General features: G+C 55.1%; 17 protein-coding genes. 2 read left to right on the forward strand and 15 right to left on the reverse strand.

Annotated features, from left to right (window positions below):
- Window positions 1–44 precede the first annotated feature (44 nt).
- Entirely contained in the window at window positions 45–332 is a 288-nt protein-coding gene (locus tag EYC79_RS01930) for a hypothetical protein (protein ID WP_111850985.1), read from the forward strand.
- 224 nt (window positions 333–556) lie between these two features.
- On the opposite strand, the gene EYC79_RS01935 is transcribed toward EYC79_RS01930, so the two are convergent.
- The 11 genes from EYC79_RS01935 to EYC79_RS01985 form a co-directional block, all read right to left on the reverse strand.
- On the reverse strand, window positions 557–1663 hold the full coding sequence (locus EYC79_RS01935; protein ID WP_113175584.1) for a 2-aminoethylphosphonate--pyruvate transaminase: 1107 nt from the start codon (window positions 1661–1663) through the stop codon (window positions 557–559).
- Between the two features lie 15 nt (window positions 1664–1678).
- Complete coding sequence (gene aepY, locus EYC79_RS01940; RefSeq protein WP_111850984.1) at window positions 1679–2821, reverse strand: phosphonopyruvate decarboxylase; 1143 nt, start codon at window positions 2819–2821, stop codon at window positions 1679–1681.
- A 9-nt stretch (window positions 2822–2830) separates the two neighbouring features.
- Window positions 2831–4375: a phosphoenolpyruvate mutase gene (gene aepX, locus EYC79_RS01945; RefSeq protein ID WP_245495167.1), complete on the reverse strand. Its 1545-nt coding sequence runs from the start codon at window positions 4373–4375 to the stop codon at window positions 2831–2833.
- Between the two features lie 172 nt (window positions 4376–4547).
- Window positions 4548–5330, reverse strand: coding sequence for a phytanoyl-CoA dioxygenase family protein (locus EYC79_RS01950; protein WP_111850982.1), 783 nt, complete (start codon window positions 5328–5330; stop codon window positions 4548–4550).
- A gap of 2 nt (window positions 5331–5332) precedes the next feature.
- Window positions 5333–6088, reverse strand: coding sequence for a phosphocholine cytidylyltransferase family protein (locus EYC79_RS01955; protein ID WP_111850981.1), 756 nt, complete (start codon window positions 6086–6088; stop codon window positions 5333–5335).
- Window positions 6089–6109: 21 nt separating this feature from the next.
- Window positions 6110–7429, reverse strand: a complete 1320-nt coding sequence (locus tag EYC79_RS01960) for an aminotransferase-like domain-containing protein (protein WP_205654287.1) — start codon at window positions 7427–7429, stop codon at window positions 6110–6112.
- Window positions 7426–8577 carry an enoyl-CoA hydratase/isomerase family protein gene (locus tag EYC79_RS01965; protein WP_165456938.1) on the reverse strand — a complete coding sequence of 384 codons (1152 nt, stop codon included), beginning with the start codon at window positions 8575–8577 and terminating at the stop codon, window positions 7426–7428. Before EYC79_RS01965 ends, EYC79_RS01960 begins: the two co-directional genes overlap by 4 nt.
- A gap of 160 nt (window positions 8578–8737) precedes the next feature.
- Window positions 8738–9451, reverse strand: coding sequence for an enoyl-CoA-hydratase DpgB (gene dpgB / locus EYC79_RS01970; RefSeq protein ID WP_111850979.1), 714 nt, complete (start codon window positions 9449–9451; stop codon window positions 8738–8740).
- Window positions 9445–10533, reverse strand: a complete 1089-nt coding sequence (gene dpgA / locus EYC79_RS01975; RefSeq protein WP_205654289.1) for a 3,5-dihydroxyphenylacetyl-CoA synthase DpgA — start codon at window positions 10531–10533, stop codon at window positions 9445–9447. The genes dpgB and dpgA overlap by 7 nt, the downstream gene beginning before the upstream one ends.
- A gap of 67 nt (window positions 10534–10600) precedes the next feature.
- On the reverse strand, window positions 10601–11746 hold the full coding sequence (locus EYC79_RS01980; RefSeq protein ID WP_111850977.1) for a glycine amidinotransferase: 1146 nt from the start codon (window positions 11744–11746) through the stop codon (window positions 10601–10603).
- Between the two features lie 72 nt (window positions 11747–11818).
- Window positions 11819–12517 (reverse strand): TylF/MycF/NovP-related O-methyltransferase, encoded by a 699-nt coding sequence (locus EYC79_RS01985; RefSeq protein ID WP_111850976.1) that lies wholly within the window; start codon window positions 12515–12517, stop codon window positions 11819–11821.
- 202 nt (window positions 12518–12719) lie between these two features.
- On the opposite strand from EYC79_RS01985, the gene EYC79_RS01990 reads away from it, so the two are divergent.
- Complete coding sequence (locus EYC79_RS01990) at window positions 12720–14006, forward strand: MFS transporter (RefSeq protein ID WP_111850975.1); 1287 nt, start codon at window positions 12720–12722, stop codon at window positions 14004–14006.
- Between the two features lie 6 nt (window positions 14007–14012).
- Here EYC79_RS01990 and EYC79_RS24005 read toward each other — a convergent pair whose 3' ends face one another.
- From EYC79_RS24005 to EYC79_RS02010, 4 genes are all read right to left on the reverse strand, one after another.
- A complete protein-coding gene (locus tag EYC79_RS24005) occupies window positions 14013–14855 on the reverse strand; it encodes an FAS1-like dehydratase domain-containing protein (protein WP_111850974.1) in 843 nt (280 codons plus the stop codon).
- Entirely contained in the window at window positions 14852–15886 is a 1035-nt protein-coding gene (locus EYC79_RS02000; RefSeq protein WP_205654291.1) for a methyltransferase, read from the reverse strand. The genes EYC79_RS24005 and EYC79_RS02000 overlap by 4 nt, the downstream gene beginning before the upstream one ends.
- A 102-nt stretch (window positions 15887–15988) precedes the next feature.
- Window positions 15989–17344: a preATP grasp domain-containing protein gene (locus tag EYC79_RS02005; RefSeq protein WP_111850972.1), complete on the reverse strand. Its 1356-nt coding sequence runs from the start codon at window positions 17342–17344 to the stop codon at window positions 15989–15991.
- A gap of 24 nt (window positions 17345–17368) precedes the next feature.
- Window positions 17369–18214 (reverse strand): cytochrome P450, encoded by an 846-nt coding sequence (locus EYC79_RS02010; RefSeq protein WP_205654293.1) that lies wholly within the window; start codon window positions 18212–18214, stop codon window positions 17369–17371.
- Window positions 18215–18636 lie beyond the last annotated feature (422 nt).

An 18636-nucleotide genomic window follows, 5' to 3' on the forward strand; every position in this document is an offset into this window, starting at 1 on the left:
TTTGCACTGCTCTTGTTCTGACCCCTGGTACACTCGACCGGTACATGTCCGATCGTCCCGCCGGAATCGAAGGGAACGTAGCTCAGTCAATTGTGAAGGAGCATTTCCATGGAGATAGGGCGGCATTCTCGGGGGAATCCAAATCGAACCAACAAGACTTTGAAAGCGAGATGACTTTCACCGACCCGTCTGACGTGAAACGCACGCTTTTTGCGCATTGGCACGGAAAGATCAGCCATAAGTTCTATCGTCTGCATTTCGAATGGCCTGTTCCGGCGAAACAGACAGTGCTCAAGGTTCTCTACATAGGACCAAAATTAACAAAATCATGAGGCAGAGCGCTGTAGCGGGTTTTCGGATGCGACTAGACATCGAGGTGAATTTAGCGTTCGCCCGAGAGAGTGGTTTGTCAGCCGCGTGCGCGTGTAACGCGTTGATCAGACTAATCTTTGTAGCCAGCGCGTTACATAACTAATAGAGAGGTCGACGGTTCTTATCCGTTCTATGAGGCCAACCCCATGAACCAGAATATTCTGCTCGTAATCGCCACCGGCGTTTAGAAAAAATTTTTCTTGGCCATTTTTGCCTCCGAGACTGCTGTCAAGAACCTTTCCATGACATGGTGGTCGATAGCGCCGATACATCCCACTCGAAAACTGTCCACGGCCGTGGTCTTCCCCGGGTAAATAAGAAATCCCCGCGACAAGAGACTCTCATAGAACGTTCGAAAGACAAATGTCTTGTCAGAAGGCGTTAAAAATGTTGCGATTATAGGTGCCTGAACGGCCCGCGCTAAAAGACTGACAAACCCCAATTTTTGCATTCCAGCGAGAAGAAGGTTCATGTTGCGTTGGTAGCGGTTAAGCCGCGCGGGTGGACCTCCTTCTTGTTTCAATTGATGTAAGGCTTCCACCAAGGCCGCGACGACTTGAACTGGAGGAGTAAAACGCCATTGTCCAGTGGCTTCGAACGCTGCCCACTGGGCGTGTAGATCGAGGCTCAAGCTTGGGCTAACGCTGGCCGCGTTGGCAATCAACGTACGCTCCACGACTACGAAGCCGACGCCTGGTACGCTTTCGAGACACTTGTTGCTTGATGCAACCAAAGCGGCGATTGGGCTGATCGTTACATCGATTGGCAATGCGCCGAAGCTGCTCATCGCATCTAGGATCAACAGCCTCCCAAAGCGTTCAACGATACATGCGATTTCTTCTAATGGGTTCAGCACCCCGGTTGTCGTTTCGCAATGTACGAGCGCGACGTGCGTGATTTCCGGGTTGTTGCGTAAAGCAGCCTCGACGTGATCAGTGTCGATCGGTCGATCCTCAGGACCGCGGATGATCTCAACTGGAATACGCAATCGACGAGCTATTTCTACGACTCGTTCGCCATAGGCTCCGTTCACAAGCACAAGCAACCTGTCGGTGGGACCGACGAGGGTGCCTATAGCGGCCTCAACGGCCGAAGTGCCCGGTCCACCTATCGGGACGGCAACGTGAGTATCTGTACCGTTCGCTAGGCCGGCGAGCATGAATCTCAGTTCTGAGGTCAGGTTGACAAAAGCTGAATCTCGCGAACCCCAATCCCGTTCCATAGCTTTTCGGACCAGCGGCGAAGTTGTAAGAGGCCCAGGTGTCAACAGAGTCAGATTTTCATGTGCCACTTCGACCTCCACAGATCAGATTTCATGATGGTCAGCGAGGAAAGCCTTGAACCTTCTGGCAACGACCTCGGGCGGAAGTGCTGGCCGTCCGAGTTTGGATATCGAGCCCGATGCTATCCGCATGTGAATGCAGGCTGGTCCGTCAATCCTTGACGCTGCCAGGAAAGCCTCTTCAAACCCATGGATGTCGGCACAGTCAGCAACGAAGGCATAGCCGCAGGCCGTAGCTACCGTCGCGAAGTCGACTGGAGAGGTAGCCTGTCCACCGGTAGAGTCATGCACGCCATTGTCTAATATAATGTGCAATAAATTGGATGGTCGCGTTGCGCCGATCGTCGCTAGCGCTCCCATTTTCATCAGAACCGAACCATCGCCATCCAAAACTGCCACTCGCGTTGTGCTGTTTAGCGCTACGCCTAGCCCAACTGAGGACGCGCATCCCAACGCACCAACCATGTACAAATGTTGCGGGCGGTCAGCCAGAGTGAACAACTCCCTACCGCACTTTCCGGTCGTAGCGATCACGGCCGTCGTCTGATCGACCAAACTCAGGAAACGCTCCAGGACAGCCATGCGTGAAGGGCGTTCCCCTGTCGGCTGCCATCCAACGCGTACACCTTCGGAGCGGTGAACAGCGGGCATACGCGGTGCTTCACATCGCTCCAAGGCGCCATCGGCAGCTACGAGCGCAAAAGGCAAATCTGTGCTGCTCATATGAGCGCATGCTTCGTCCAAGGCTATATGAATTGATTGCGCCGTCTCGGGAAATGCACCGTGGGGAATTTGCATAAGACTAAGCAGTTGTTGCGTGATCGTCCCCATCATCGCATGTTGAGGCTCGTCTGGTATCCCCGGTTGACCTCGCCAGCTCGTGACGACCAGGACGGGAATGCGAAATGGAATGTTCAAGGAGGTCAGTGGATTTACGGCGTTTCCTAGTCCTGAGTTCTGGCACAGAATTGTGCCAGGACGGTTAGCCAGCCAAGCGCCGGACGCGATCGCAACCGCTTCTCCTTCGCTACTTGCTCCAACGTAGGTAGCATCCGGCCGCGTCAGCGCCCCGTTGATCAACGGTGCCAAGGAGCTACAAGGCACCCCGACATAGAAATCGTGTCGGCGAGCCTTTGCGGCGGAAAGGAAAGTTTCTGAACTAATCATTCCTGGCCTTCAGACAAAGTTGCGGGCGTCGGCGAGATCGACCAACGTGTTCACGTCCACCCAATCTGATGCAAAATACAACACGCGCACCGAACGATACTTGGCCATCCGTGAGAGGAGCAAAGGCATGTCAGCTTCTTCCAGCAGTCCCTCATCTTCCACGCGGTCCAACTCCTCGCAAAGCCAACGGGCACCAATGGCGCTGAAGCGAACCAGACCGATCCACTCACCAGTAATCTGCGAGTGGGGAAGACCACTGTGGATATGCTTTAGACTGACGAACGAGTCATCTAGGTCGGTAGCGATGTAGGGAAGGTCCCCAGCAACATAGTCGCGGTCCCTTGTTATAGAATGCATTGGGCCAGATAGTCCATCGACTGCTACTACGATGTCGGCATCGCAGTTGAGCACTGCATCAAGGATGTAGCGGCGAAAGAGAACGTCGCCATACATGACTACAGTCTCGCCCATCAGATGCGATCGAGCGCAGGCCAGGGAGAAAACCTCATCCGTCTGGTCATACCTATCATTATCGATAGTGACGATGCGTGGATCGTCGATGGAATTCTTTCGGTACCCCCGTACGACCGCTATCTTGCTCAAGCCTGCATCTTGGAGCGTCGAGACCAGCCGGCTCAGGAGAGGTACTCCACGTACATCGAGCAAGCATTTCGGGCGATCCTCGGTAAGCTCAAGGATCTCGCCCCGAGTTGCAGCCAGCACAATGGCCTGGGGAATAGCTTTGGCGGGAAGGTAACGTCGTTCGGCAGCATCGAGTTCGTCATTCCCGGATAAACGAAACAGCTCGTCCACTGGTACGATTCGATCCTCAATTTGCACTAGGGTTTCGTTGACTCCTATGTTTGTTGCAGCCTGTTTCATCGCCGAGACCGCCGCTCGCAGCAGGTGGTTGGCCCAGATGACGGTGGATATTTTCGCTTCACGGAACTGGTCGGTAGGTGTCGCGTAGTATTTCGTAGGCACGATGATCAGAGGAGACCTGCCCGCCCACTCCTTTGCAAAGCTTAGGACCTCGCTGGCAGTTCTCTGCTTGGAATGGATGAGAATGGCATCCGCGCCCGCTGCATGGTAAGCTTCAGCCCGCCTGAGAGCTTCTTCCATTCCCCTACCCGAGATTAGCGCTTCCACGCGGGCAACGAACACAAAATCATCATCAGTTTGGCTGTCCTTGCCTGCCTTGATGCGACCACAAAACTCGTCGATTTCTGCCAGCGGTTGTCTTTCGCCAACAAACGAGTTGGTCTTGGGAAAGAGCTTGTCCTCTACGCATATCCCTGCGACACCGCGTTCGCATAGTTTGCGCACGAAACGACGAACATTGTTGAAATTACCATGGCCCGTATCACCGTCGACAAGTATGGGTAGTCTGGTGGCGTCCGTCATATACTCGAGTATTTCCAGAACCTGGGTCCAGGAGGCCTCATTGCTGTCCCTAAGCCCGAGGCTGGTGGATATAGTCAATCCGGAAGCCCAAATACCCCTGAAACCTGCCTCTTCGACAATTCGGGCGGACAACCCGTTGTGGGCTTCCATTAGGAATTCCAGGTGTGGAGACTGTATGAGTTGTCGCAGAGCGGCAAAGGATGTCTGAACCCTTGCTGACGTTGTCTGGAGCGATCCGTCGCTTTGGCCGGCAGATGCCGCGTTTACCCCGTATCGGTCATGTACGTCGATTTGAGCAGGAGGCGGTATGTTCATCTTGCGGTCACACCTTGAATGTGTAAGTGGTATTTGCTTCCCGCTCTATGTCCGGTGGGAAACTCGCTCGCTTGTCTTCGAAGTAGGCTTCTCTGTGATCTCCCTCTGATCTCAGGTTGTAGGTGAGGTACAACAACCGCCTCTTGGTCTCCGACAGATTTGGTTTCGACGCGTGAAGTGCGAAGCTGTCGAAAAGCAATAGGTCGCCTGGCTCTGTCGGTACGGGAAAAAGCTCCACCCCTGCCAATTCCTCTTCTGCTACAGGACGCCACTCCGGTGCAATGAGCTTCTTCAAGCGTGGGATTTGCGCCATCTCCAAGCATCCGTTAGCTGTTGTCGCCGCATCGAGGCAAACCAACGCGGTAATGAATAGAGGTGCATACTTGGACCAGCCTGCTTGCTGATCCTGATGTACGTCGAACCCGGCGCCCCCGCTCATTTTGAAATTGATCTTATCCTTGAAGAGACAAGCGTCGCCTCCCAGGACTTGTGAAACGGCCTTGACTAAGCTGCTTTGACGCACGAGCTCATCGAAACCAGCATGACGAGGGCAAAAGTTCTCGATGCGTTGGATCACCAGAGCGCCAGGGTCCAGCAAACTAGGCTCGTGGTACACCATGTTGCCTCCGGCAACCTCGGGCATACCGGTCACTTCCTCAGTCCAGGAAAGAAGATCGGATGTCGTCTTAGCATCGAAAAACCCAGGGACTAGCACCCATCCGTGACTGTCGAAGAATGCAACCTGCTCCTTCGACAGGATATGGTCCGTCGTTTCAGAACTCTCGAACATTGCTAAATCTCCAAATTTGGCAGGATGTCACGTTCGGCGCGCTCAACGTCATCGTCGAAATCGATCTCGGTCCAGAACTGAGATGTAATGTCGGCGGCGCCGAATTTGCTTGGGTAGCTGATAATCAGGTCCCGGATCGCCTCCTCATACTCTAAGGAGGTCTCACCCCTGCTGATGTAGTCGTCAGTGCGCCGGGCTAGTTCACCCGACATCGCACCGGAAAAAAGAAAGAAGCCGACAGACTCCCCGAACCAATCGTAGGGGTTTACCGGCATCTTGCGGAAGTCCACTATGTCTCCGCCGCGGAAGCATACCTTGACGGGCTCGTCTCCCGGTTCGATGTTTCGGTCCAGCAACAAGCGATTTTCTGTGACGTCGTCGAGCAATGCGGGAATCATCGCCGCGCCGTAAAGGACATCTCCATCCATCAAGAGCACGGGATCCCCGCGGCTCAGTTGAGCCCGCTGATGCCATAGAGATACCATGCTTCCGAGGAGGTAATCCGGATTATGAACGAGCTGGATCCGCGCAGAAGGGGCTATTCGTTCGATCTCAAGGGCGATCGCGTCGGCTTGGTATCCTACGGTGATCGCAATTTCCGCTATCCCGTTAGCCTCTAGTGCCGTGACATGTCTTTCCAATAGGGTTCTGCCGGCAAATTGAAGAAGTACTTTTGGTCCTCGCCAACTTGCCAAGCGCCTGCCGGAACCGGCTGCCAGGATAATTGCACGGTGAGGCTTCTGTTTAGGTGTCGCCATGTTTGTCTCCTTGGAATTGCACTATGGGTCGGACCCTTGTGTTGCGGAGGCGCACGCAGCTCTGAGGAAACTTGCCAAACGCTCTGTTCCCACCTGGATTTGCTCTCTGGTTAGGTAGCTGCAGGAAAGTCTGATCTCGTTGCGCCCGCCGCCGGCTGGATGAAAACTGACCATAGGCGTCCAGATAACGCCGTACTCACCGGCCGAACGTCTTAGGAGGTTTAGGTCTACTTCAAGTGGCACCTTGAGGCGCACGAAGAACCCCCCTTCCGGCCTCGTCCACGCGATGGTGGGCCACTCCGCGACCAGCGGCGATAGCTTGTGATCGAGTGCATCAATCAACGCCTGCAAGTTGGATCTATAGAAATCAGCCTTGGCGCGTCCCAAGGCTCTAATGGAGCCTCCGTGGCGCAACAGCATGCCCCCGGCCACGGCTTGGCAGATCGGGGAGGTGTTCACGCTTATCATGCTCTTCAAACGCCCGAGCGCGTCCGCCAAGAACTCGTCTTTACCATCTGCGTTTCTGGTCCTCTGGTCGGCGACCACAAAGCCGACGCGTAGCGCTGGACTGCCTATTTTCGAGAAGGTGCTGATCTGTACTACCCGGTGCTCGGTGTCCAGCGCCTTCAGACTTGGTGTCGGATCTGGAACTCCCGCGGTGAACGCGTAAGCGGTATCTTCGACAATGAAAAAATTCTCTTTGCGAGCCAAAGCAAGGAGCTGCTCCCGCGCTGACCTGCTTATTATCGTCCCGGAAGGATTGGCAAAGTCGGGCGCAACGTAGAGGGCTCGTATGTTGCTGCCTTGACTGCGGGCATGGGCGACGGCACCCGCGAGTCCAGCAAGGTCGAGGCCATTATCAGTCTCGTCTATCGGCACGGTATCAACACCTAGAGCCTTTGCCGCGCCTATGATACCGACATAGCAGGGAGTAACCACGGCCAACAGGTCCCTTGGGGAACGGAACAGCGCACGAAGCGCTAGCGCCATTGCCTCTTGGGCACCGACCGTAACGACAATGGAGCTAGGTGCAACATCGATACCCTCGTCCATCGCCAGCGCGTCAGCGATCAGTCGATTCAAGATTCCTTTGCTCGGGCCGTAGTCGTATAGAAGGTTGCTTGCATCTTTCGCAGTGCATCCGGTTTGCTCGATCAAATGTTCTTCGAAACACGCCAGACATTCAGGTATGGAGAAGTCATCGCGGAACGCGTGATTAGGCGCTCCCGGGCCAAATGAGATCGCGCTGGGATACTCGCGCATGATCTCGTTCAGGAAATTCATGGAGCCGAACACAGGATCGTTTAGAACAGGATGTACTTCCAGCACGTGGTTCGTCACTGCTGCACCCTCTCAGTGGTCGTGCCGCCATGGTTTTCGAAAGCTTTGGCCTTAGCAGCCACGTCCGGTGAACACATCCTTTGCGCTTGAGTGAGTCCGAAGTCGGCGAGGTACTTGCGAAGCTCCTCCGGGCGTTCGTCGGCGCGATTTAAAAAGACACGATTTACCAGCGCTGCCTCCTCGCTGAGCAACGCCGCTGCGCCCAGAATCACAGCGTCCATTTCAGCGGAAGGAACAACTTGATCGCATACGAGGCCGGCCTCCGGGCCGGTGGCCTTCACTGTTGAACCGCCTAGGATCAGGCGGCGGGCTAACCTATGCCCTACAGTGCGGCTCAGCCGGAAGTTGGCCAGTCCGGGCAGGAAGCCCTCCCGGGCTGCAGGCAGGTTAAACCAAGAGTCCGTCGCCGCTATGACCCAGTCGGCTACTAGGAGTAGCTGCATTCCTCCACCAATCGCGAAGCTGTCAACTGCCGCGATCCATGGTTTTTCAACTCGAGCGCCATATGCGCCGCGTTTCCCCTCCAGCAAGATGCCCCTGTGCAGTTTGCTCATGAGGCCAAGCTCCCTGGCGATGAGATAGTCGACGACCGGAATGCGGCCTTTGGCTAATTCTTTTAAGTTCAACCCGGAGCAGAACACCCGTCGACCTATGTACTTGGGGTGCTTCATGTGGGCGCCACGAAGAACCCCGACTCGGATTTGGTCGTCCATGAGCACGAGGTCCACTGCGGCTTCGAAGTCCCTCAGGAAAGGCAGGTCTTCTGCATTGAGGCTCGTGAAGTTATGGAAGGTGATGTGGCCCACGCCGTTACGTCTCTCGACACTCACGCTGTCCAAAATCACGTTGCCACTTCGCTTGAAACCATCGATTAGCTCATGCGCACGGCGCGTCGGGCGGACCATAGAAGCCATGAGGTGGTTGCCGACGTCAGGTACAGACAAGAAGGCCTGAAGCAGTGCAGCCTGGTCAATTTCCAATCCCAGCTTGTCAGTCTGCCGCCGTCGTCTTTCCTCCGCCATTTCTGCGCTCGTCGGTACTAGGTCAGGAAATCGCTCGGCGCAGGCCAACACCAGGTCCTCGACGCGCAAGTTGAGCCGTTTATCGCTTGTTATCGCGTGGTATACCTCCCGAGCGTGAAGAAGCATGAAACCACGTCTTAGGGCCCTAAATTGGCTTGCGTCGCGAGAGATGGGCCCGTTACGGAGTTGCCGCAAAATATTGGTATCTGCCGTCAAATTCCCAACGAACGGATCCGGCGAGTGATCCGGGTAATCACCGAAATGCGCACTAGATGGATCAACCGGTTCAGTCATTGTCGTTTATCGTCGTTCTTTTAAGCGTACGATCACACGCCGCAAGATGAGTCCCTAAAGCGTCCTCGTATGATGTCGATATCGCCTCCTGGAGCAGCCTGCGCCTGATAGCTAAGTCGGACGTGGAAACATCGGTAAGCTTGGCAAGTTGGTCAGCCAAAACCGTGTCGATGTCCGACATGGAGGGATCGACTAGACCGAGCTCGATGCAGCGGGAGCGGTCAATCTGCTGCTCCTGGAAAACTATCCTACGGGCTTGAGCCAGCCCTACCTGCTGAGCGAGACGATACATGGCCATTCCAGGCCAGAACTGACCCTCGCAACGCGGCAGCTTCAGTTGGAAATCCTGAGATGCGATCCGACAGTCGGCGACGAGCAGAAGATCAAGCGAAATGCCTCCGCAGACCCCGTAGGCCACTGTGATACCAACGGCGTCGAGACGCTCAAAGCGTCTGACTGCCCGTTCCCACCGTCCGGCGGCATGCGTGGTCAGGCGTGTGCCAGCAAACGAAACGCTGCTATCGGGCTGCAATCGCACAATTGCCACACGAGGCTCGGGCAGAGACGAGATGTCGGTGCAAAGACGGTCAAGCTTCTCGGTGGCTCGGACTAGGTCGTCACTACACTCGAAGGTCAGCTCGACGACCGACTGCATCCCGGGCGTTGCGGATTTCGATAACGTTCCTACCAGCAGATTATCTACCATTGCAAAAGCGCCGTCTCGATAGTGGAACCTGGGCCCATCGTCATCATCACTCCAGTGTCTCCAGGCGATACGGAGCCCTCAAGATTGAGCCTCTCGTACGAGAACAGAAAGGAACCACTTGAAAGATTTCCATGATCGCGAAGTACTCCAAGTGTGTGTCGTACATCTGAGCGGGTAAGACCGAGATTGACACGAACGGAGTCGATGACTTTGCGACCGCCTGAATGGATGATCCAATGGTCAATATCGGAAGGAAGAAGGTGTGCTGCTTCGAGAAGCCTAGTGATTGGATTGATGGCATGGGCACCAACGACGTAAGGAACGTCCTGCTCGAGCGCGAACGAAAATTTCCCGTGCCCCTCATGCCAATCTATACGCATAGCGTCAGAGGCTTCGGGAATGATGTGACTGGCAAAATTCATCAGCGACGGCGCGTTCAGGCTGGAGCCGCCCCTGCCGCTGATCAAAGCGACAGCAGCCGCACCGTCTCCGAACAAACTGTTGACCACTGCAGACGACATCTCGTCATCGAATACATAAAGTGCAGAACAGACTTCTATGCATATCATCACGGCTAATTCGCCCGGGTGGAGTTCAGACCAGCCGGCGGTAGCCCCGAGGCCATTCAGACCTGCATTACACCCCATTCCTACAACGTCCAGGCGCGAACAATTCGTCGATAGCCCCAGTTCCTTGATCAGCAGTGCACTGAAGCCAGGGACGATGAAGCCTGTAGACGAGACGCAGCAAATGTAGCGTACGTCATCAAGTTCGGCGCCCGCCTGTTTTAGACACGAAGCCAAAGCCCTCGTCCCTATGTCCAGGCCGACAGTCACATGCTTGGAAATGAGTTCTGCTTGTGTCTCAGTCCGCAAGGAGCCGTCTTCAACACTCGGCAAGCACAAGTTTCGTCGATCGATGCCGCCATTGACAAAGACCGAGCGGATTCTCCGATCCTGAACATCGAATGCCTCCAGGATATCGGCTTGACTGTAAGAACTGGCGGGAACCGCCGTCCCCACACCTAAAATCAGGGATTTCTGGCGGGGACCTCGGCTTGCTGTAACATCGTCGTAGGTCAAGTTTTTCACCTGATGCCTCTTCATTGCGAAGCGGGAATTGAGAACCTTTCCAACCAATTCGGACGGTTCAGTCCAAGTAGTTCTCGGCCGCTCCTTCCCGGACGGTATCGAGGGTGAAACAGTGAAATCCTCCGCCGAACAGACGCCGATGTCGGTGGCGAACGGGGACTACTTGAAACCGATTCGCCTCAAGCGTCTTGATAAGCTCGGGATACGCCTCGTTCACCAAAACCGTGTCTGGCGACACCGATAGCACGTTGAGATCTATGTAGAGGCTCGTCAAAACTAGGTCGTCGTTGTCGTAGGTAGGATAGTTGTTCTCGTGCGGGTCAGGTGCCACGATCATATCCCAGGACCTGAGCTTCTGTGGCAGGAACTCAGCCACATCGAGCGAACGGACGAGTAACTTCCCCGGAGCCAACGCCAAGACCTTGCTGTCGATGTGGCTGTCGCTGAGGCGGTAGACGCGATGAATCCGAAAACGTCCTTCAAGATGGCGTTCGAGCCAATCACAAGCCAAGCTGTGGTTTTCGGTGGCGATGTTCACAATCAGATCCTTGCCCAACCGGAGACATTGAGCGCCATCCCACATCATCTCGATACCAACGTCGTACGGAGATGCCCGAGGATTTTCGATCGGCTCCATCGGCCCGCCTGCAGTGCTTAGAGCATAGGAGGGATCGAATGACCTGTCGGTCATAAGAGGACGTGGCATGACGGTCCAGCGAGCGCCTCGGCGGAAATACTCTGCAAATATCGGCTTCAGAAATTGAGTCTCGAAATAACGTGACCTGAGCATCGGGGGAGTCTCGATGACCTCATCCCCTACAACAAGTGCGATGTCTCTGACGTTGAGCGGAGGAACGACGGCCGCAGTCCAGCCCAGCGTGCTGACATCACCGGTAGTGGCGGCGAGCGACATAGGTCGATGAACCATGACGCCTAAAGAAGTCAACGTATCGGCGATACCTTCAACGTCTTCGCTCAGCTCATCGAGGTATCGGCGTTTGATTTTGTATTTTTCGCGTCCTTGATCTTCGCTTTTGTTTGAGACGCCCGAAAGTCGAGGATAATACCATTCCGAACGGTTCTTGAGGTTGTCATGGAAGAATAGATCGAAAGACAGCTCGCGTTCATGCGAAACGTAATTCTCAGCGTTTCCGACGATCACTTCCTTCAGATTCGACCATTCGTCATAGGAATGCAGAGGCATATTGGCTCCATGTACAGTGGATGTTAGGTGCCGTGAGTTTAAGAACGGCTTCTAAGTTCATGCGACGAGTTGCTACTTCGACGCGTCGAATACTAAGAAGGCTCGTCCGCACGGGGGGTACGTGTTGAACTCGACCAAGCGACGCCCGAACCGGTTGGCGGCCTGGAAGAGGGCTTGCTCGTGCCACAGCCCTGACGCGGTCAGGTTGAGAAAGAAGTCGTCGAGATACAGCACACCGCCACTAGTCATACGTGGCAACAATGCACGGAGCGCGGCCTCGATAGACGACTCCAGATTGCAATCGATCACGCCCACGACAACTGGCTGAGCTGGCTCTCCATCGCGGTCTTCTAATTTACGAAAGTCGCCGACGACGAGTTTCGCCCGATCGTTGCCTAGTAACTTCTCCAGAAAAGTACGGACTTCTGCTTCGTCGCTCTTATAGTCACCTGGAGCAATGAACGGTAGGCGAGCAGCCTCGCTAGGTGTCATAGAGGGTTCACCGGCGAAGTTGTCGAAGCCCACGTACCGCCGGATGAGTCCTAGATGATCCAATATGTAATGAGCGCCGATCATCATCTCGGCGCGGTAGAGGCCAAACTCGACGTAGTCGCCCACGGGCTTGTTCATTGCCAAGTATCCGCGGATGTCCAAGAAGAATTGTACCTTGCGTTGCTGCCGATGTTGATGATCAAGCCTGTCTGCAAGCTCAGCGATTTCTGCCGACAAGGTGTCAATACTTGTGGACAGATCATCAATATGCGTACGCATAGGACAGTTCCTCAATATAGATCCGCATCCAGTATGAATAATAGCCTGTGTATTGTGACGCCTGTGTGAAGCCTGTGAAGCTACTTCTACCGGCCGGGGGTAGGGTCGTTACCCTCATGTACTCCAGTCATACTGTTGTCATGGGGCAAGTGATAGCAGAACTACTCTGCTCGGGTTCGGCGTGTAGCTAAGGTCTTTGTTCATGACTGATAATCCTTCTGAGAAAATTGCTTCTGGCCCAGACGGCGCCGCGAGGAGGCTCCTGTTCGTCGACCTGCGGCCACTAAAGGCGTCGACGGAATTCCGGCGCTTGTGGATAGGTCAATCCCTTTCCGGGATGGGCAACCAGATGACGAGAGTGGCGGTCGCCATCCAGGTCTACGAAATGACCCAATCGTCGCTCGCGGTAGGCATGGTCGGTCTAGCGGCCGTGGTCCCTGCGATACTCTTTGGACTCTGGGGTGGTGTGATCATCGACAGGGTCGACAGGCGCAAGGTTGTATTAGTCTGCTCGACTGTCTTGTGCGCCACTGCCGCCTTGTTCGCGACGCAAGCATTGTTTAGGACCCCCCTGCTTCTACCGCTGTTGTATGCGCTTGTTGCCGTTCAGGCGGCATTCACGGCGATCGATGGTCCTGCACGGCGTTCGTTCATCGCGCGACTTCTGCCGGCAGATCTTATCCCCGCCGCCGCATCGCTGCTTCAGCTATCCTTCCAACTCAGTCTCCTGGTCGGCCCTTTGGTAGGCGGATTGGTGATTGTACAGTCCGGACTCGCAGCTGCCTATCTTATCGACGCAGTCACGTTTCTATGCGCCCTGTACACAGTCTATCGCATGTCCCCCATGCCCGTTGAAGGGGGAGGCAAGATATCGGGTCTCAGCGCGGTTATCGAGGGTATTCGCTTCGCGGCGACAGAGCACATCCTGGCCGCTGTGCTCCTTGTGGACCTGTGTGCAATGGTTCTAGCCATGCCTAGAGCTCTGCTTCCGGCGATAGCAGTGGAGCAACTCGGTGGAGGCGCGGACCTTATAGGTGCTCTCTATGCAGCTCCGGCAATCGGCGGGCTGATCGCGGCGGTCCTTTCAGGTCCTCTGTCTTCCGTTCGGCACCAAGGCATGGTTATCATCGCCATGGCTGTGGTCTGGGGAGGTACCAACGCAGCCTTGGGCTTCGCTAGTTCCGGTTGGCTTGCCATCAGCCTGTTGGCGGTCGGCGGGGCAGCAGACATGATCGGAGGCGTATTCAGGGCGACACTTTTGCAACTTCGAACTCCCGATCATATTAGGGGTAGGGTCAACAGTCTGGCTTCCGTCGTGAGCACTGGCGGTCCAAATCTTGGCGACGTACGAGCGGGCTTGCTTGCCTCCGTTGCGACCTCCGGGCAGAGTGCTTTCATCGGAGGCTTAGCGTGCATTGCAGGGGTAGTGCTGGTATCTATGGTTAACCCTACATTCCGGCGGCTAGCGGTCGGGTTTGGACGGACATGAGGATCGTCATCCCTGATCAGCACTAGCTATCGTCGTCGCCATACCTTGGTGGTCGTAGATCGCGGTAGTCACAGTGCTTCCAACTTTCTGCACCATGTCGATACGGGAACCGGGATGGTCGGTTAAAACACGCAGGTTCCGATATTCGAAACGCCTTGGACCCCCGCTGTTCGCCTTCGCGCCGATGTTCAGCAGTACCGTAGCCTGCAGGGGACCCTGCACGACTAGGCCGTCTACCTTCTCCACCGAGGATGAATAGCGTCTGTCGAAATGGATCCGATGCGAATTGAAAGTCAATGCGGAGTACCTAAACAGGAGCACCGGGTCGGGATCGAAACGAATGCTGGCTGAAACGAGGCCGGGTGCCGGCTTCGGCTCTTCGGCTGAGGCACCCTGATGGGACTGGCGATCTATCAACGCCAATGTTCTCCATTCCTCAATGCAAAGTCTCTCCTCGGTCTTGTACTCGACTTTGAGATTGATGAGGCAAATCGGGCCTCTGCGACCCGCCTTTGTATTCACCGTCAAGACCCTTTCGTCCCGTCTGACCGTAGCCCCGATAGGGATTGGCGAATAGAACTCGATATTCCCGCCTGCCCAGACCCTGTGCGGCAGATCGCGTCGTGTCGGTCCTAACAGTCCGGGGGTACTCCCGTCCTCCGTTAGTTCGTCCTGCGTCAATATGTCATTTCCGATACACCAATGGTATCCAAGAGGTGCGGTTCGAGGATCTACAGCTGCGACATATTCCGAGAGGGTCGCGACGAACCGGTCGACCGATTGCTGAGTCACGATATCGTCGCTCGACCGACTTCGCCCGACATACGCAAATGGATCGGTATCGTTCATGGACGATGGCCGGTCGTGAGCCCATGTTCATAAGGCAGGTCGGTTATGGTGCTGACATTGAGAAACCCTACGTCGCGCATAGCCGACTCGTAGTCATGTGCCGAATAGGCCATCCCACGTCCAGAAGCCAAAACATTCAGATACAATGCAAGCCGAGCTCCGAACACACCAGAGGTCTCGTCTTCGGATGACAAAAATCCGTAGATCATCACCTTTCCGCCTGAAGGAAGAACATCGAAGGCCTTCTTCAGCAACGTCCGAATCTGATGTTCATCGAAGATCTCTAGGACGTGGCTGAAGAGAACCCCGTCGACATCAGCTGGAAATGACGCCTCGAAAAAATCGCCAGGTACGATACAGATACGCGTGGCTTCGGATGTTTCGCCGTTCGCTAGTGCGGCCACCGTGGGAACATCTAGGATTGTGATGCGTAGATGGGTATTATGACGGACCAACGCCATCGCCGTAGTACCGTCTCCTCCTCCCACGTCAAGCAGGTGCCGGGTCGCAGCCAAATCTACGTTATCGAGCAATCCTCCCATCGACTGTAGGGTGAATGCCGACATGGCTCTGTGTAAGATCCCTTCCAGTTCCGGATCAACCGCGAGGCGTTGATAAAGCGTCTCTCCCTCACCGGGGAGAAGATCTAAGGCGACGTTGCGACCTTCTCGCATCGACGCCGTTAAGTGCTGAAAGGCGGGGTAATAAATCCGTTGCCAACCGCTTAGGATGTGTTTCCAACTCTCAGGGCCGTCGAGAACGAAGAAAGCTTCTGCCAAGTCGGAATTTCTATAGATGCCGTCGCGCCGGCTAATCAACTCGGTAGAGCAAAGCGCGAACATCAGGGCGCGAAGCTGAGGTCTTGGGATCCCGATGCGCTCTACCAACGCTTCCAAATCTAGACCGCCGGTGAGGGAAAGGTTTCCGAATACGTTCAACTCATAACCGGCGACTATCGCGTTGAATAGCGCAGGTCCATTTACTATGAGCTGGAATCGATCAAATATCCGATCGTCGGTTACGTTGGCCACAATTCATCTTTCCAGTTGGGATTGAAGTTCCAGCGACAGTGCATATGCCCTGAAGTATTGTTTCGGGACCATGCCTTAGCTTAGGTAACCACTGCTTCGTATTCACTCGAATCCTTCGATGGGAAGCGGCGGCAGACGTGCGTTGGTATCGACAGCGAACAATTCCGCCAAATGGCGTTCAATTTGTCGAGCGGACAGAATATCCGGGGCAGCTATGCAGTACATCACGCCTTGCGACTGGGCATTGTAAGCATTCGTGAATACAACGCCGGTCCGGGTGTTTGGGTCGAAGGCCAAGCCTGCTTCGAACACGCTATCGCGGGCGGCCCCAAAGGATCCTACTCTCCAGCCGTCCGGCCATATCCGCTCAAGTATGATGCGATCGTGGCCAAATCCGCTTCCTATTATGCGATCACCGATGATGGCGTAGATATGGGTGGAGCCGGTGACGCGTCCGTTATATTCAGTGAAAAATACTTCCCCCTGCGGGGTCACAATTGCATCTGCACTCAGACGTCCTCGAAAGCCAAGCGTTGCCATGCATTCGGCGAGGCGCATGCCGTTCGACTCTATCAAAGCCATGGCATCTCCCTCGAAGCCGACAGGAGGCATCACCTGTGCGCAGGCAAACGGCGCAGAGAGCAACTCGCCGGTACCTCCCAAGGTTACCGATCCCTCCTGGATGGAAAACTCGGCGAATGCAGCGCGACTATCTCGATGGTATCTCTCTACGACCACCCGATCGCCGCGGCGGCCGCACAGCTCCTCCCAATGTGCCTCTACATACTCAGCAACCGAATAGTCGGTCGGCGTTTGGACAACAGCGCGAGCACCGACGGGATCGAATGTTTGTCCCGAAGTAAAAATAACGTTTCCTGCACCGCCCGTCATGTAATCCTGCTTGACAATGACGGTATCCGAAATATCAAAAAGGCTCTTGATGGCCTTGTGTAGTTCCTGGTGGCTTTGGCAGACCGCGCCGTCAGGTATAGGAACCCGCAATCCGGCGGCGATCGCTCGGAATACTGACTTGCTGTTGACCAGGCGTCCGCCATCTTGCGAAAGGAAGCTTAGTCCAGGCATCGCATCGCTCGCGTCGATTGATCTAGCGAAGTCCGCCAGGGCCGCATCGGGCCACAGAGCAAAGATTTCGTGGACGTTCCGGCCCGCCATCGCGGTCGATAATGCAACTTTGAAATCCGCATTGGTCAAACGTTCGACGAAAGGAACTCTCCGGTCCCCTACAACCTGGGGTGGTAATATCAATATAGAAAGGGATTCTAGATCCACACCGATGAGCTTAGTTGCATAGTCCATGAAGCTTCGGTCGGCGGCCGACGGCAAAATCAGGATGTCACCGTCGCTAGCAAACCATATTACACGCTGAACCCACCAGCCGGGCCAATCTTCGCTAGCTCGCAGATTGTCGCTGAAACCGTTTGCAATTAGTATCTTCAAAGATTCAAACCTTATTAGTTCAGATCACCAGGTGACTGGGAGGGTTTCGACACCGTGAAAGCCGGCATGACTCAAAGGGACTTCTGGCTCGGCTACTGTGAGCCGAAGCGTTGGAAACCGCTGGAACAGCTTTGCTAGAGCAATTTGAAGCTCAAGCCGGGCCAGATGTTGACCGCTACATTGGTGTATTCCATAACCGAATGCGAGATGCTTGTTGGGCGACCGCTGAAGATCGAATAGGTGTGGTTTGTCAAAGGAAGCGGGATCTCTGTTAACCGCCGGCAAAGCAACAGTCACACTATCCCCGACTTGGATCAGATGATCGCGGATTACGAGCTGTTCGAGTGCAGTGCGAGGCACCCCATGATGGAAGATCGTCAAGTAACGAAGAAGCTCCTCCACAACTCCGCTAATTGAGTCAGGCTGAGACGTAAACACTTTTCGCACATCCGGCCGTTGTATTGCGAAGAACGCGCTAAGCCCGATAGTTCCCGCGACGGTCTCGTGTCCTGCTGTCAGCAAAAGGACAGACAAACCGACTGCTTCGTCTTCGGACAGGTTATGGTCGTGAGCCATCTGGCCTAGAAGGTCATCGGCGCCGGAATGGCGTTTCGTCTTGAGGATCTCGCGAATAAGACCCTCGAGTTGGTGCATGGCGTCGGCCGCCTCAGCCGCACTTGCGGTCAAGCTAAACAAAGACCGGCTTGCCTTCTGGAATTCCGTGTGGCGTTCGTACGGCACACCAAGCAGTTCACAAATGACCAGCGTTGGAACTGGCAGGGCGAAAGCACTGATAAGATCGACAGGGGTTTCGCGTTTGGCCATGAGATCCAGCTGCAGATTTATGATTGCCTCGATTCGAGGCGTCATCTTACGTATACTTCGCAAGCTAAGCCGTTCGGACACAGTTCGCCTAATGCGAGTGTGCTCGGGGCGGTCCATATCAACGAACCATCCGGGAAGTGCTGGCTTGCCAATGAAGGGCGCGGCGCTTGGTCTGAGGACTGGCGCCCTTTTGAGCTCCGAGCGCGCGCTGAAGCGATCGTCGCTTAGAATATCTCGGGCAACGTCCGCACCAGTAACAAGCCAGCCGACGTGCCCATCTGGATAGACTAGCCGGCATATCGGACCGGAGTCGGTGGCAATTTGCGACAAGACTGGAGGTGGATCAAAAGGTGAGAGGCGATCGGTAGGGTATTCTACGGGATCGTTCGAAGCCTTCGCGGACTCTGCCACTTCGCCGATAGACGACAATGGACAACGCTCTGTCATACTGGATCTCCCAGATGTTT

Source organism: Agrobacterium cavarae (genome assembly GCF_004310285.1).
GTDB lineage: Bacteria > Pseudomonadota > Alphaproteobacteria > Rhizobiales > Rhizobiaceae > Agrobacterium > Agrobacterium cavarae.